Origin of the sequence: Stutzerimonas stutzeri SDM-LAC (assembly GCF_000235745.1) — a bacterium.
GTDB classification, from domain to species: domain Bacteria; phylum Pseudomonadota; class Gammaproteobacteria; order Pseudomonadales; family Pseudomonadaceae; genus Stutzerimonas; species Stutzerimonas stutzeri_H.
This window is the reverse complement of sequence record NZ_AGSX01000195.1, coordinates 23,334-37,348: the sequence shown is the minus strand read 5'-3', so window position 1 is coordinate 37,348 and position 14,015 is coordinate 23,334. Positions and strand designations below refer to the sequence as shown.

11 protein-coding genes are annotated in these 14,015 nt (G+C 63.8%); all 11 read right to left on the bottom strand.

Features of this window, described 5'->3' with window-relative positions; genetic code table 11:
* Positions 1-203 precede the first annotated feature (203 nt).
* Positions 204-1,673 (bottom strand): NADH-quinone oxidoreductase subunit NuoN, encoded by a 1,470-nt coding sequence (gene nuoN, locus PSTU_RS0119760; RefSeq protein WP_019342755.1) that lies wholly within the window; start codon positions 1,671-1,673, stop codon positions 204-206.
* 7 nt (positions 1,674-1,680) lie between these two features.
* A complete protein-coding gene (nuoM, locus tag PSTU_RS0119755) occupies positions 1,681-3,210 on the bottom strand; it encodes an NADH-quinone oxidoreductase subunit M (RefSeq protein ID WP_019342754.1) in 1,530 nt (509 codons plus the stop codon).
* 22 nt (positions 3,211-3,232) lie between these two features.
* Positions 3,233-5,077, bottom strand: a complete 1,845-nt coding sequence (gene nuoL, locus PSTU_RS0119750; RefSeq protein ID WP_019342753.1) for an NADH-quinone oxidoreductase subunit L — start codon at positions 5,075-5,077, stop codon at positions 3,233-3,235.
* Positions 5,074-5,382 (bottom strand): NADH-quinone oxidoreductase subunit NuoK, encoded by a 309-nt coding sequence (nuoK, locus tag PSTU_RS0119745; RefSeq protein ID WP_029404891.1) that lies wholly within the window; start codon positions 5,380-5,382, stop codon positions 5,074-5,076. The genes nuoL and nuoK overlap by 4 nt, the downstream gene beginning before the upstream one ends.
* A gap of 3 nt (positions 5,383-5,385) precedes the next feature.
* The gene (gene nuoJ, locus PSTU_RS0119740) at positions 5,386-5,886 is read right to left on the bottom strand and encodes an NADH-quinone oxidoreductase subunit J (protein ID WP_019342751.1); all 501 of its coding nucleotides are present in this window, start codon (positions 5,884-5,886) and stop codon (positions 5,386-5,388) included.
* A 70-nt stretch (positions 5,887-5,956) separates the two neighbouring features.
* Positions 5,957-6,505, bottom strand: a complete 549-nt coding sequence (nuoI, locus tag PSTU_RS0119735; RefSeq protein ID WP_019342750.1) for an NADH-quinone oxidoreductase subunit NuoI — start codon at positions 6,503-6,505, stop codon at positions 5,957-5,959.
* An 11-nt stretch (positions 6,506-6,516) separates the two neighbouring features.
* Positions 6,517-7,512 (bottom strand): NADH-quinone oxidoreductase subunit NuoH, encoded by a 996-nt coding sequence (nuoH, locus tag PSTU_RS0119730; RefSeq protein WP_019342749.1) that lies wholly within the window; start codon positions 7,510-7,512, stop codon positions 6,517-6,519.
* Positions 7,509-10,214, bottom strand: a complete 2,706-nt coding sequence (gene nuoG, locus PSTU_RS0119725) for an NADH-quinone oxidoreductase subunit NuoG (RefSeq protein ID WP_019342748.1) — start codon at positions 10,212-10,214, stop codon at positions 7,509-7,511. The genes nuoH and nuoG overlap by 4 nt, the downstream gene beginning before the upstream one ends.
* Before the next feature lie 131 nt (positions 10,215-10,345).
* Positions 10,346-11,692, bottom strand: coding sequence for an NADH-quinone oxidoreductase subunit NuoF (gene nuoF, locus PSTU_RS21035; RefSeq protein WP_019342747.1), 1,347 nt, complete (start codon positions 11,690-11,692; stop codon positions 10,346-10,348).
* Positions 11,689-12,183 carry an NADH-quinone oxidoreductase subunit NuoE gene (gene nuoE, locus PSTU_RS0119715; protein ID WP_019342746.1) on the bottom strand — a complete coding sequence of 165 codons (495 nt, stop codon included), beginning with the start codon at positions 12,181-12,183 and terminating at the stop codon, positions 11,689-11,691. Before nuoE ends, nuoF begins: the two co-directional genes overlap by 4 nt.
* Before the next feature lies 1 nt (position 12,184).
* Positions 12,185-13,966, bottom strand: coding sequence for an NADH-quinone oxidoreductase subunit C/D (nuoC, locus tag PSTU_RS0119710; protein ID WP_019342745.1), 1,782 nt, complete (start codon positions 13,964-13,966; stop codon positions 12,185-12,187).
* Between the last annotated feature and the right edge of the window lie 49 nt (positions 13,967-14,015).

Genomic DNA, 14,015 nt, shown 5'->3' with positions numbered 1-14,015 from the left:
AAGGCGTGATGTTCGAGCCGTGATAAAAAACCGCGACCTTGGGGTCGCGGTTTTTTATTGCGGGCAATAATTGCGGGCAGCAACGGATTAGCAGGGAAGGCGGTGGAAGTTGTTTCTTCTGCCCAACCGCAGCGAAACCAAAGCAGGCGACCACGGGCTGACTGATCTAGCAGCTGCGCCACAGCTGCTTTGATGGACCCGGTCTATACAGCCACCAGCCCCGCTTGCTGTACCAGCTCCAGCAACGGCTGCGGATAAACGCCCAGAAAGAACGCGAGTACCGCGATGGCCAGCAGCATCATGCCCCCGGCACGCTGCCCCCAGTTGATGGGGGCGTCGTGGCGGCGAATGCCCGGCTCGACCAGGTACAGCGTCACCATGACTCGCAGGTAGTAGAACAGGCCCACCGCACTGCCGATGATCAGCGCGCCCAGCAGCCACCACAGCTGGGATTCGACGCCGGAAGCGATCACGTAGAACTTGCCGATGAAGCCTGCCGTCAGCGGAATACCTGCCAGCGACAGCATCATCACGGTGAGCACGGCGGTCAGGTAGGGGCGCCGCCAGAACAGCCCTCGGTACTCGTAGAGCGCATCGGCATCGCGGCCTTTGAACGGGCTCGACATCAGGGTGATCACGCCGAATGCGCCCAACGTGGTCAACACATAAGTCACGAGATAGACGCCGATGGCCTCCACCGCCAGGCCTTTGCTGGCGATCAGCGCCACCAGCAGATAGCCGAAGTGGGCGATGGATGAATAACCCAGCAGGCGCTTGAGGTTGCTCTGGTTAAGCGCCAGCAGGTTGCCGATCAGGATCGAGGCGATGGCGATCAGGCTCAGCGCCTCGTTCAACCAGCCGCCACTGGTGGCTGGCGACAGCTGATACAGACGCAGCAACACGGCGAACACCGCCACCTTGCTGACGGTGGCCAGGAAGGTCGCCACTGGAGCCGGCGCGCCCTCGTAGACGTCCGGCGTCCACAGGTGGAAGGGCGCCAACGAGAGCTTGAAACCGAGGCCGATCAGCATCATGCCGATGCCAGCCTGCACCAGTGCTGACGAGCCTTGCGCGGCCAGACTGGCGCCGATACCGGCGAAGCTGAGGCTGCCCGACTCGGCGTAGAGCAGCGCCATGCCGAACAGCAGGAAGGCGCTGGCGGCGGCGGAAAGCACCATGTACTTGATGCCGGCTTCCAGCGAACGCTTGTTGAAGAAGGCGTAGGCGACCAGCCCGTACACCGGCACCGAGAGCAGCTCCAGGCCGATGAAGAACCCGGCCAGGTGCTGCGCGCTGACCAGCACCAGACCGCCGGCGGCTGACAGCGCCATCAGCAGATAAAGCTCTTCGCGGTTGCCCGGGAAGCCGTCGGAGTCGGCTTTCTCGCCCAGGTAGGCGTGGGCCAGGGTCACGCAGGCCAGTGTCGCGACCAGCACCACGGCGCTGTAGAAAAAGGCGAAGGCGTCCAGCCGCAGCAGCGGCGTCACGTCCAGCGGCGCGACCCGCAGCGCGGGCACTATCGACACCAGGGCGAGCGTGAGACCCACCGACGTGACGACGAAGCTGAGCCCGTGGTTGCGTTGCCACGCGATGGCCAGCATCACCGCGATGGCGGTGGCACCGGTGATCAGCAAGGGCAGCAGGGCGATGAAGTGTTGCTGTGTGAATTCCATGGCGAGACTACCGGGCCGAAACTGTTGGGGTGAAAGCGGTATCGATCCATTGCTGCACACCGTTCATGGTGGCAAGCGAGGTGTCGAACACCGGCTGCGGATAGACGCCGAGCAGTACCAGCAGCACGGCCAGCAGCAGCACCATGCCGATCTCGCGCGCGTCCAGGCCTTGCAACAGCCCTTCGGCCTTGCTCGGCCCGAAGTAGGCGCGGTGGATCATCGCCAGCGAGTAGATGGACGACAGCACCAGGCCGAAGGTGGCGATCACCACCACCCACGGCGAGTTGGCGAAGGCGCCGAACAGCACCACGAACTCACCAATGAAGTTGCCGGTGCCGGGCAGGCCCAGCGAGGCGGCGGCGAAGAACAGGCTCAGCGGCGGCAACCAGGGCAGGCGCGACCACAGGCCACCCATCTCGCGCATGTCTCGCGTGTGCAGACGCTCATAGAGCTGGCCGCTGAGGATGAACAGCGCCGCGGCCGAGAGGCCGTGAGCGATCATCAGCACCACCGCGCCTTGCAGGGCGAGTTCGCTGCCGGAATAGATGCCGATCAGCACGAAGCCCATGTGCGAGACGCTGGAATAAGCGATCAGGCGCTTGATATCGGTTTGCGCGAACGACAGCACCGCGCCGTAGAAGATGCCGAGCAGGCCGAGGCCCATGGCGATGGGCGCGAAGTCCATCGAGGCATCCGGGAATAGCGGCAGGGCGAAGCGGATCATGCCGTAGGCGGCGGTTTTCAGCAGGATGCCGGCCAGGTCGACGGAGCCGGCGGTGGGCGCCTGGGCGTGGGCATCGGGCAGCCAGGAGTGCAGCGGCACGATAGGGAATTTCACCGCGAAGGCGATGAAGAAGCCCAGCATCAGCAGGTATTCGACGCCCGGCGCCAGATCGGCCTGCAACAGCAACTGGTAGTCGAAGGTCAGCACACCGGTGTTGTGGTAGTTGACCAGCACCAGACCGAGGATCGCCACCAGCATAATCAGGCCGCTGGCCTGGGTGTAGATGAAGAACTTGGTCGCCGCGTTGATCCGCGAGCGCTTGCCTTCCGAGCTGTGACCCCAGAGCGCGATGAGGAAGTACATCGGCACCAGCATCATTTCCCAGAAGAAGAAGAACAGGAACAGGTCCAGGGCAAGGAACACGCCGACCACGCCGCCGAGAATCCACATCAGGTTGAGGTGGAAGAAGCCGACGTGGCGCTGGATTTCCTTCCAGGAGCAGAGCACCGAGAGCACACCGAGCAGGCCGGTGAGCATGATCATCAGCAGCGACAGGCCATCGAGCGCCAGATGCAGGTTGATGCCGAAGCGCTCGATCCAGACGTGCTTGAATTCCACGGCCCAGTTGGCCTCGGCGCCGGGCGCGGGGGCGAGCTGGTAGTTGCCGCCGGCCCACAGCCAGAGGCCGAGCGCGAGCAGCAGCGACATGGTGAGCAGGGCGATCCAGCGCGGCATGCTCTTGTCGAAACGTTCGACGAACCAGCAGAGCAGGCCGCCGATGAAGGGAATCAGGATTAGCCAGGGCAGAATCACGATTTCGAGTCCTTGCGCAAATTCAGAGCAGAACGATGCCGAGCAACAGCACGGCTCCGCCAACGATGGACAGGGCGTACCAGCGTAACTGGCCGGTTTCGCTACGGCTCAGCAGCACATGGCTGCCACGAGCGGTGCGCGGTACCAATCCGATGGTGGCGTCGATGGGGTCGCGGCCCAGCAGGCGGGTGAGCCAGAGGTAGGGCTGCACGAAAAGCTTGTCGTAAAGCCAGTCGAAGCCCCAGGCGGCGTACCACCAGGCCGAAAGGAAACGCCCCGGCGCGCTTTGCGCGATGGCGCTGACCAGGCCGCGCTTGCCAAGGAACAGCAGCGCCGCGAGCAGAACGCCGGCCAGGGCGATGGCACCGGAGGCGATTTCCAGGCTGTGCTTGGCTTCACCACCGGCATGGCCGACGCTTTCTGGGAGCACGCCAGACAACGGCGGCACGATCATCGCGCCGATGAAGGTGGAGAGCACGATCAGCACCACCAGCGGCAGGTTGTGGGCCAGGCCGCGACCGGCATGCGCCTCGGTCTTCACCTCGCCGTGGAAGGCGATGAAGATCAGGCGGAAGGTGTACAGGGACGTCAAGAAGGCCCCGAGCAGACCTGCGTAGAGAAGGCCGCTGTGGCCGCTGGCGAAGGCTTCCCAGAGGATTTCGTCCTTGGAGTAGAAGCCGGCGGTGATCAGCGGCAGCGCTGCCAGTGCCGCGCCGCCGACGATGAAACTGGCGTAGGCCAGTGGCAGCTTCTTCCACAGTCCGCCCATCCTGAAGATGTTCTGCTCGTGGTGGCAGGCATTGATCACCGAACCGGAGGCGAGGAACAGCAGCGCCTTGAAGAAGGCGTGGGTCATCAGGTGGAAGATCGCCGCGTCCCAGGCACCCACGCCCAGGGCGAGGAACATGTAACCGATCTGGCTCATGGTCGAGTAGGCGAGGATGCGTTTGATGTCGGTCTGCACCAGAGCGGCGAAGCCGGCCAGCACCAGGGTCACGCCGCCGACGATACCCACCAGTTCGTGCACATCCGGTGCAAGCAGGAACAGGCCGTGGGTGCGGGCGATCAGGTAGACGCCCGCGGTGACCATGGTCGCCGCGTGGATCAGTGCGGAAACCGGTGTCGGGCCAGCCATGGCGTCGGCCAGCCAGGTTTGTAGCGGCAGTTGCGCGGACTTGCCCACCGCGCCGCCGAGCAGCGCCAGGGTCGCCAGGGTGATCCACAGATCGCCCTCGGCGAACTTCTGCGGCGCCAATGCCAGCAGTTCCGGAATGTTCAGCGTGCCCAGCTGGACGAACAGGATGAACAGACCGAAGGCCATCAGCACGTCGCCGACGCGGGTGACGATGAAGGCCTTGAGCGCGGCGTGGCCGTTCTTGCGTTCCTTGAAGTAGAAGCCGATCAGCAGGTAGGAGCACAGCCCCACGCCTTCCCAGCCGAAGTACAGCAGCAGCAGGTTGTCGCCCAGCACCAGCAGCAACATGCTGAAAATGAACAGGTTGGTGTAGGCGAAGAAGCGCGAATAGCCCTCTTCACCGCGCATGTACCAACTGGCGAAGAGGTGGATCAGGAAGCCGACACCGGTGACCACGCCGAGCATCGTCAGCGACAGGCCGTCCAGGTGCAGGCCGAAGGCGACGCTGAGACCGACCACGCCCAGCCACTGCCACAGGTGCTGGCTGAACACGCCGCCCTCCGGTGGCGAGGTGTTGAACTGCCAGATACACAACGCCGCGATCAGCGCCGACAGGCCGATCGAACCGACGCCGATCACGGCGGCCAGGTTTTCTGAAATCTTCCCGCGCGAGAAGGCCAGCAGGAAGTAGCCGAGCAGCGGGAAAACGAAGGTGAGCAATAGTAGGTTCATCCGCGCATCTCGCTTGCTGCATCGACATCAAGGGTGTTGAAGCGGCGATACAACTGCAGCAGGATCGCCAGGCCGATGGCGGCCTCGGCCGCGGCCAGGGTGATCACCAGAATGAACATCACCTGCCCATCCGGTTGTTGCCAGCGGCTACCGGCCACGACGAAGGCCAGGCCCGCGGCGTTCATCATCACTTCCAGGCTCATCAGCATGAACAGGATGTTGCGGCGCACCATCAGACCGACCAGCCCTAGGCAGAACAGTACGGCGGCAATGGCCAGGCCGTGCTCCATTGGTATCGAACTCATGGGTTACTCCTTCGCCTCATGGCGGCCAAGGTGGAAGGCGGCGACCAGCGCCGCCAGTAGCAGCATGGACGCCAGCTCGACGGCCAGCAGGTAAGGCCCGAACAGGGCGATGCCGACCTCCTTGGGTCCGATGGTGGTCAGGCCTGCCGGTGCGTATTCCGGCGCTGCGAACAAGGCCCAGAGCAACTGCGCCAGTAGGATCGCTGCCAGCAGCGACGGCCCTATCCAAACCCGCGGTTGCAGCCAGGCGCGTTCCTGGCTTGCCGTGTTAGGGCCGAGGTTGAGCATCATCACCACGAACACGAAGAGCACCATGATGGCGCCGGCATAGACGATGATTTCCAGCGCGCCGGCAAAAGGCGCGCCGAGGGCGAAGAAGCACATCGATACCGCCAGCAGCGAGGTGATCAGGTAGAGCAGGGCATGCACCGGGTTGCTGCCGGTGATCACCCGTAGTGTGGCAACCACGGCCACGCCGGCGGAAAAGTAGAAAGCGAATTCCATCAGTACATCCTCGACCGGTGGGGGGCCGACTCGAAGCCGGCTGGCGCAGCGTGCGCAAATCGAACGAGCGTCATGGCAACAACCCCTTGACATTGATCGGCTCCGCCTCGTCCTGCGCAGCGCCCTTGGGTTTGCCGGCGATGGCCAGGCCCGAGACGCGGTAGAAGTTGTAGTCGTGATACTTGCCGGTTCCAGAAATCAGTAGGTCTTCTTTCTCGTAAACCAGATCTTGACGTTTGTAATCGCCCAGCTCGAAATCCGGTGTGAGCTGGATTGCGTTGGTCGGGCAGGCTTCTTCGCAGAAGCCGCAGAAGATGCAGCGCGAGAAGTTGATGCGGAAGAACTCGGGATACCAGCGACCTTCGTCGGTCTCGGCCTTTTGCAATGAAATACAGGCCACCGGACAGGCTACCGCGCAGAGGTTGCAAGCCACGCAGCGCTCCTCGCCGTCGGGGTCGCGGGTCAGGACGATGCGACCGCGATAGCGGGGCGGCAGGTAAACCTGCTCCTCGGGGTATTGCAAGGTGTCGCGCTTGCGAAAGCCATGGCCGAACACCATCACCAGGCTGCGCAGTTGGGTGTAGGTGCCGTGTAGCACCGAGCCTATGTACTTGAACATGGGTTTTCTCCTTACTGGGCCGCGGCCAGCACAAGCGCGCCGGTCACCAGCAGGTTGATCAGGGTCAGCGGCAGGCAGAACTTCCAGCCGAAGGCCATCACCTGGTCGTAGCGTGGGCGCGGCAGCGAGGCGCGCAACAGCACGAACAGCATGATGAAAAAGCCGGTCTTCACCGCGAAATAGAAGAACGAGAGCCAGGGCAGGGTATCCAGAAAAGGCCCGTGCCAGCCGCCGAAAAACAGCGTGGTCAGCAGCGCCGAAATGGTCACGATGCCGATGTATTCACCGACGAAGAACATGCCCCATTTCATCCCGGCGTACTCGACGTGATAGCCGTCGGCCAGTTCCTGCTCGGCTTCCGGCTGGTCGAAGGGATGGCGGTGGGTGACCGCGACACCGGCGACGAAGAAGGTACAGAAGCCGAGGAACTGCGGAATGATGAACCACAGGTTCTGCTGCTGGTACTCGACGATGTCGCGCATGTTGAACGAGCCGACCTGGGCGACAATCCCCATCAGCGACAGCCCGAGAAACACCTCGTACGACACCGTCTGCGCCGAGGCGCGCAGGGCGCCGAGCAGGGCGAACTTGTTGTTGCTCGCCCAGCCGGCGAACAGCACCGCGTACACCGTGAGACCGGCCATGGCGAAGAAGAACAGCAGGCCGATGTTCAGGTCCGCCACGCCCCAGGTCGGGGTGATCGGCACGATGACGAAGGCCAGCAGCAGCGAGCTCATCGCCACCACCGGCGCCAGCGTGAAGATCAAGCGGTCCGAGAACGGCGGGTTCCAGTCTTCCTTGAAGAACATCTTCAGCATGTCGGCGGCGATCTGGAACATGCCGAACGGGCCGACCCGGTTGGGGCCGTAGCGGTCCTGCCACCAACCCAGCAGGCGGCGTTCGACGAAGCTCAGCAAGGCGCCGCACACCACCACCGCCAGCATGATCACCAGCGCCTTGACCACGGCGATGATCACGTCGATCACTTCGGGAGTCAGCCAGTTCATCGCGACGCCTCCAGTTCAGTGGCCAGGCAGGCGCCGTTCAGTACCGGAATGCTTTCGAGGCCGACCGGCAGACCGACCAGGCCGAGGCCCAGGGATTCATCGATGCGCACCGGCAGCTGCAAGTGCCGATCGGCGACCCGCAGACTGAGCAGCGCGCCTTCGGCCACGCCAAGACGCTGGGCTTCGGCTTCGGCCAGGGCGACATAGGGCTGCGGGATGCGGCTCTGGATAGGTGCGGCGAGCGCCGTGGTTTCCTCGCTGCCGAACAAGTGATGCAGCGGCACCACCTGCCAGCTGCCGAGCGCGGGTGCGAAGGCGGCGGGTGCGGTTTTCCAGGCCAGATCCTGACGAACGTCGTCGAGCAGGCGCACACCGGGATCACCGGCACGCAGGTGGCCGCCAACCTCGTCCTGGAACTTGTTCCAGGCCTGCGGCGAGTTCCAGCCCGGCGACCAAGCGAATGGAATCTGCTGCCGATCCTCGGCGCTGCCGGAGTAACCTTCCATGGAATAGGCGAACGGTGAGTCCTGATCCTGCGGCTGACGCGGTTCGTGCACGCTGATGTTGGCGCGCATGGCGGTGCGTCCGCTGTAGCGCAGCGGCTCGCGCGCCATTTTCAGGCCCTTGATGCGGAACGAGGAAAGCGGTGCGGCGGCCAGAATGCCCTGCAGCTGCGGGTTGGCCGCGGCGCAATCGGCGGTGGCCTGATCCAGATTGGTCCAGTCCACGGCCTTGCCTTGCAGCGTGCACTGCAGCGCGTGCATCCAGCGCCAGCCTTCGCGCACCAGGATCTTGCCGTCGTAGTAGCTGGGCTCGAAAACCTGGAAGAAACGCTGCGCGCGGCCTTCCTGGCTGACCAGGGTGCCGTCGGCTTCGGCGAAGCTGGCGGCGGACAGCACCAGATGGGCCTTGGCCGTGGTGGCGGTCTGCTGGTGATCGGCAACGATGACGGCCTTGGCAGCGGCCAACGCCTTGTCCACCTTGGTCTGATCGGCGCGGCGGTAGAGGTCGTTCTCCAGCACGATCACGGCCTCGGCATCGCCGGAGATCAGCGCATCCAGCGCGGCATCCACGGATTCGCCACCGAGTAGCGTTACGCCGAGGCTGTTGGCTTCCGGCACGACGAGGCTGATCGAAGCGCTCTTCTCACGATTCTTCAGCGCCTGGGCGATGTTGCCGGCGGCTTCGATTAGGCTCTTCTCGCCCTGCGAGGCGCCGCTGATGAGCAGCGGGCGCTTGGCAGCGAGCAGGACGTCGGCGATCCGCTGCACCAGCTCGCGAGCTTCGGCTTCCAGGCCGTCAACGGCTGGCGCGCTGGGGTCGATGGCGTGGGCCACGGCAAAACCGAGGCGGGCCAGATCGACCGGTGCGGCATGTACGCTCTGCTCGGCGATGTCGTCAAGACGGGTTTCGCTGACGCTGGCGATGAACACCGGATGCAGGGCGCCTTGCGCGACGTTCTGCACCGCGGCGATGTGCCAGTCCTGAATCTTCATCGAGGCGGCGATTTCGGTGGCCTTGCCCTTGGCGGCCTGACGCACGGACAGCGCCATGCGCGCGGCCGTCTGGGTCAGGTCCTCGCCGAGGATGAATACCGCATCGTGGCTTTCGATCTCGCGCATCGTCGGCACCGGCAGCGGGCCGTTCTGCAGCAGTTGGCGGATCAGCCGGATATTCTCCAGCTCGTTGGCGGCGATACCGCTGTAGAAGTTCTCCACGCCGACCAGTGCGCGCAGGGCATGGTTACTTTCCAGGCTGGCGCGTGGTGAGCCAATGCCAATCACCCGCTTGCCTTTCAGCAGCCCGGCAGCCGCGTCGAGCGCGGCGTCGACGCCGAGCTTGTCGGTACCCAGCACGGGCTGGCGGGGACGGTCGGAGCGGTTGATGTAGCCATAGCCGAAGCGCCCACGGTCGCAGAGGAAGTAGTGGTTCACTTCGCCGTTGAAACGGTTCTCGATGCGGCGGATTTCACCGTAGCGTTCGCCGGGGCTGATGTTGCAGCCGGAGGCGCAGCCGTGACAGATGCTGGGCGCGAACTGCATGTCCCACTTGCGGTTGTAGCGCTCGGAGTGGGTCTTGTCGGTAAATACCCCGGTGGGGCAGACCTCGGTGAGGTTGCCGGAGAACTCGCTTTCCAGCACGCCATCTTCGACACGGCCGAAATACACGTTGTCGTTGGCGCCGAACACGCCCAGGTCGGTGCCGTCCGCATAGTCATTGTAGTAGCGCACGCACCGGTAACAGGCGATGCAGCGGTTCATCTCGTGGGCGATGAAGGGGCCGAGCTCCTGATTGTTGTGGGTGCGTTTGGTGAAGCGGTAACGGCGCTGGTTGTGGCCGGTCATCACCGTCATGTCTTGCAGGTGGCAGTGTCCGCCTTCCTCGCACACCGGGCAGTCGTGCGGGTGGTTGATCATCAGCCATTCGACAACGCTGGCGCGGAAGGCCCGGGCTTCGTCGTCCTTGATGGAAATCCAGCTGTTGTCGGTGGCCGGTGTCATGCACGACATGACCAGGCGACCGCGAGTGTCGTTCTCATCGCTGTACTGCTTGACCGCGCACTGGCGGCAGGCGCCGACGCTGCCCAGCGCCGGGTGCCAGCAGAAATAGGGAACATCGAGGCCGAGGGAGAGACAGGCGTGCAACAGGTTGTCCGCTCCATCGACTTCGTAGTCTTTGCCGTCTACGTGGATAGTGGCCATTTCTAGGTCTTCTCATCCCGCTTGCGCGGGTCTGGCTAATAGGAAACTTGTCCGCTGAAGGGAAGGATCGGGGCTGGATGAGGCCGTACGGCTCTTTCACCCGGCGTTCAGCCTTTAACCTCCAACGTCTTCTAATTCGTTAGCGCCGGCCTTGGGGACGTGACCGTGGTCTGGGCGACGCCCGCCTCGAACTCATGTCGGAAATATTTGATCGCGGCGCCCAGCGGCTCCACTGCGCCAGGCGCATGGGCACAGAAGGTCTTGCCGGGGCCGAGGAAATCCACCAGTCGCAGCAGGATGTCGAGGTCTTGCGGTGTGCCTTGACCGCGCTCCAGCGCACGCAGGGTCTTCACGCTCCAGGGCAGGCCGTCGCGGCATGGCGTGCACCAGCCGCAGGATTCGCGGGCGAAGAACTCTTCCATGTTGCGCAGCAGCGAGACCATGCTGACGGTGTGGTCGACGGCCAGCGCCAGGCCGGTACCCATGCGGGTGCCGAATTTGGCGACGCCGCCGGCGGACATCTGCGCCTCCAGGTGCTCAGGCAGTAGAAAGCCGGTGCCGGCGCCGCCGGGCTGCCAGCACTTGAGGGTGTAGCCATCCTTCATGCCGCCGGCGTAATCCTCGAAGAGTTCGCGTGCGGTGATGCCAAAGGGCAGTTCCCAGATACCGGGGTTCTTTACCTTGCCGGAAAAACCCATCAGCTTGCTGCCGTGGTCTTCGCTGCCGGGACGGGCAAGAGACTTGTACCAATCCACGCCGCTGCCGATGATTGCCGGCACGTTGCACAGGGTTTCGACGTTGTTGACGCAGGTTGGCTTGCCCCAGACGCCGACGGCGGCGGGGAAGGGCGGCTTGGCGCGCGGGTTGGCGCGGCGGCCTTCCAGCGAGTTGATCAGCGCGGTTTCCTCGCCACAGATGTAGCGGCCGGCACCGGTGTGCACGAACAGCTCGAAATCGAAGCCGCTGCCGAGGATATTTTTGCCCAGCAGTCCGGCAGCCCTGGCCTCATCGATGGCGCGGTTGAGGTTGCGCGCCGCATCGACGTATTCACCGCGCAGGAAGATATAGCCGCGATACGCCTTGAGCGCGCGGGCGCTGATGATCATGCCTTCCACCAGCAGGTGCGGCAGTTGCTCCATCAGCAAGCGGTCCTTCCAGGTGTTGGGTTCCATCTCGTCCGCGTTGCACAGCAGGTAGCGGATGTTGCGCGATTCGTCGGCGGGCATCAGGCCCCACTTCACGCCCGTGGGGAAGCCCGCACCGCCACGGCCCTTGAGGCCCGATTCCTTCACCGTCTGCACGATGTCGGCCTGGCCCATCTCGGCCAGCGCCTTGCGCAGCGCGTCGTAGCCAGCCTTCTGCCGGTATTCGTCGAGCCATACCGGCTGGCCGTCGTCGCGCAGACGCCAGGTCAGCGGATGGGTTTCTTCGCTACGCGCGATGCGGTTGGCCGGGCCGAAAGATGAAAGCGTCTTCATTGATAGGCCTCCAGCAACTGGGCGACGCCGCCGGGCTGAACGTCGCCGAAGGTGTCGTCGTCGATCATCAGGGCCGGGGCCTTGTCGCAGTTGCCCAGGCAGCACACCGGAATCAGCGTGAAGCGGCCATCGGTGGAAGTCTGGCCGGGTTCGATGCCGATTTCGTTACGGATGCTGTCCAGCACGCTTTCATGGCCGCCGATGTAGCAGGTCATGCTGTCGCAGACGCGGATGATATGGCGGCCCACCGGCACGCGAAAAATCTGACTATAGAAGGTGGCCACGCCTTCGACGTCGCTGGCCGGGATGCCGAGGATCTCGCCGATGGCATCGCAGGCGCCGTCCGGCACCCAGCCGCGGGCCTTCTGCACGATCTTCAGGGCTTCGATGCTGGCCGCGCGCGGGTCTTCGTAGTGGTGCATCTCGTGCTCGATGGCCGAGCGTTCGGTTTCGCTGAGGACGAAACGGTCAGTCTTGATCAGAGTGCTCATATCAGCGGTCCACGTCGGCCATAACGAAATCGATGCTGCCCAGGTAGGCGATCAGGTCCGGGATCATGCTGCCGCGGATCACCGAGGGGATCTGCTGCAGATGCGGGAAGCTGGGCGTGCGAATGCGCGTGCGGTAGCTCATGGTGCTGCCGTCGCTGGTCAGGTAGTAGCTGTTGATGCCCTTGGTCGCTTCGATCATCTGGAAGCTCTCGTTGGCCGGCATCACCGGGCCCCAGGAAACCTGCAGGAAGTGCGTGATCAGCGTTTCGATGTGCTCCAGCGTGCGCTCTTTCGGGGGCGGCGTGGTCAGCGGGTGGTCAGCCTTGTACGGCCCTTCGGGCATGTGTTTGAGGCACTGCTCGATGATCTTCAGGCTCTCGCGCATCTCGCCCATCTTCACCATGCAGCGGTCATAGGCGTCGCCATTGACCGCCAGCGGCACCTCGAAATCGAAATGCTGATAGCCGGAGTAGGGGCGTGCCTTGCGAATGTCGAAGTCGCAACCGGTGGCGCGCAGGCCGGCACCGGTGGTGCCCCATTCCAGCGCTTCCTTGGTGTTGTAGGCGGCGACGCCCTTGGTACGGCCGATGAGGATGCTGTTTTTCAGCGCTGCCTTTTCGTACTCGTTGAGACGTTTTGGCATCCAGTCGAGGAACTCGCGCACCAGCTTGTCCCAGCCGCGCGGCAGGTCGTGAGCGACACCGCCGATGCGATACCAGGCCGGGTGCATACGGAAACCGGTAATGGCTTCGATGACCTTGTAGGCGCGCTGGCGGTCGGTGAAGGTGAAGAACACCGGCGTCATCGCGCCGACGTCCTGGATGTAGGTGCCGAGATAAAGCAGATGGTTCTGGATGCGGAAGAACTCGGCCATCATCACGCGGATGAAATCGACGCGGTCCGGCACGGTGATCCCCGCGAGTTTCTCCACCGCCAGCACATAGGGCAGGTTGTTCATCACCCCGCCGAGGTAGTCGATGCGGTCGGTATAAGGGATGAAACTATGCCAGCTCTGGCGCTCGGCCATCTTCTCGGCGCCGCGATGGTGGTAGCCGATCTCCGGCACGCAATCGAGGATTTCCTCGCCATCGAGCTGCAGGATGATGCGGAAGGCACCGTGGGCCGAAGGGTGGTTCGGGCCGAGGTTGAGGAACATGTAGTCCTCGTGCTCGCCGTGGCGCTGCATGCCCCAGTCTTCGGGCTTGAAGCGCAGGGCTTCCTGTTCCAGGTCCTGCTTGGCGGCGTTCAGACTGTAGGGATCGAACTCGGTGGCCCGCGCGGGGTAGTCCTTGCGCAGGGGGTGACCTTCCCAGGTCGGTGGCATCAGCATGCGGGTGAGGAACGGGTGGCCATCGAAGGTGATGCCGAACATGTCCCAGATCTCGCGCTCGTACCAGTTGGCGTTGGGCCAGACGGAGACGGCGGTGGGCAGCTTCATGTCGCCTTCGCGGAGCGCGACCTTGATCATCACGTCACTGTTTCGCTCCAGCGACATCAGATGATAGAAGACACTGAAATCGGCGGCAGGCAGGCCATGGCGATGGGTGCGCAGGCGCTCGTCAGTGGCGCTCAGGTCGTAGAGCATCACGTAGGGCTTGCTGACTTGGCGCAGGAAGCCCAGCACCTCGATGAGCTTTTCGCGAGGCACCCAGAGCACCGGCATGCCGGTCAGGCTGGGTTGCAACGTGAAGGTCTCGGCGCCGAAGCGCGCGTTCAGTTCGACGACGATATCCTGGTCGTCAGCCTTGTAAGGCGGGATGTACAGCGCATTGCCTGCAGTCATGGTCTCGGTCGCTTTCGGTCAACGTTCGGGTGTGCGGAAGCCTTCCGGT

Excerpts from the sequence above, each read along its gene's own strand:
- nuoC (WP_019342745.1), bottom strand. The coding sequence starts at position 13,966 with ATGACTGCAGGCAATGCGCTGTACATCCCGCCTTACAAGGCTGACGAC.
- nuoG (WP_019342748.1), bottom strand. The coding sequence starts at position 10,214 with ATGGCCACTATCCACGTAGACGGCAAAGACTACGAAGTCGATGGAGCG.
- nuoE (WP_019342746.1), bottom strand. The coding sequence starts at position 12,183 with ATGAGCACTCTGATCAAGACTGACCGTTTCGTCCTCAGCGAAACCGAA.
- nuoJ (WP_019342751.1), bottom strand. The coding sequence starts at position 5,886 with ATGGAATTCGCTTTCTACTTTTCCGCCGGCGTGGCCGTGGTTGCCACA.
- nuoN (WP_019342755.1), bottom strand. The coding sequence starts at position 1,673 with ATGGAATTCACACAGCAACACTTCATCGCCCTGCTGCCCTTGCTGATC.
- nuoK (WP_029404891.1), bottom strand. The coding sequence starts at position 5,382 with ATGAGTTCGATACCAATGGAGCACGGCCTGGCCATTGCCGCCGTACTG.
- nuoL (WP_019342753.1), bottom strand. The coding sequence starts at position 5,077 with ATGAACCTACTATTGCTCACCTTCGTTTTCCCGCTGCTCGGCTACTTC.
- nuoF (WP_019342747.1), bottom strand. The coding sequence starts at position 11,692 with ATGAAGACGCTTTCATCTTTCGGCCCGGCCAACCGCATCGCGCGTAGC.
- nuoH (WP_019342749.1), bottom strand. The coding sequence starts at position 7,512 with ATGAACTGGCTGACTCCCGAAGTGATCGACGTGATCATCGCCGTGGTC.
- nuoI (WP_019342750.1), bottom strand. The coding sequence starts at position 6,505 with ATGTTCAAGTACATAGGCTCGGTGCTACACGGCACCTACACCCAACTG.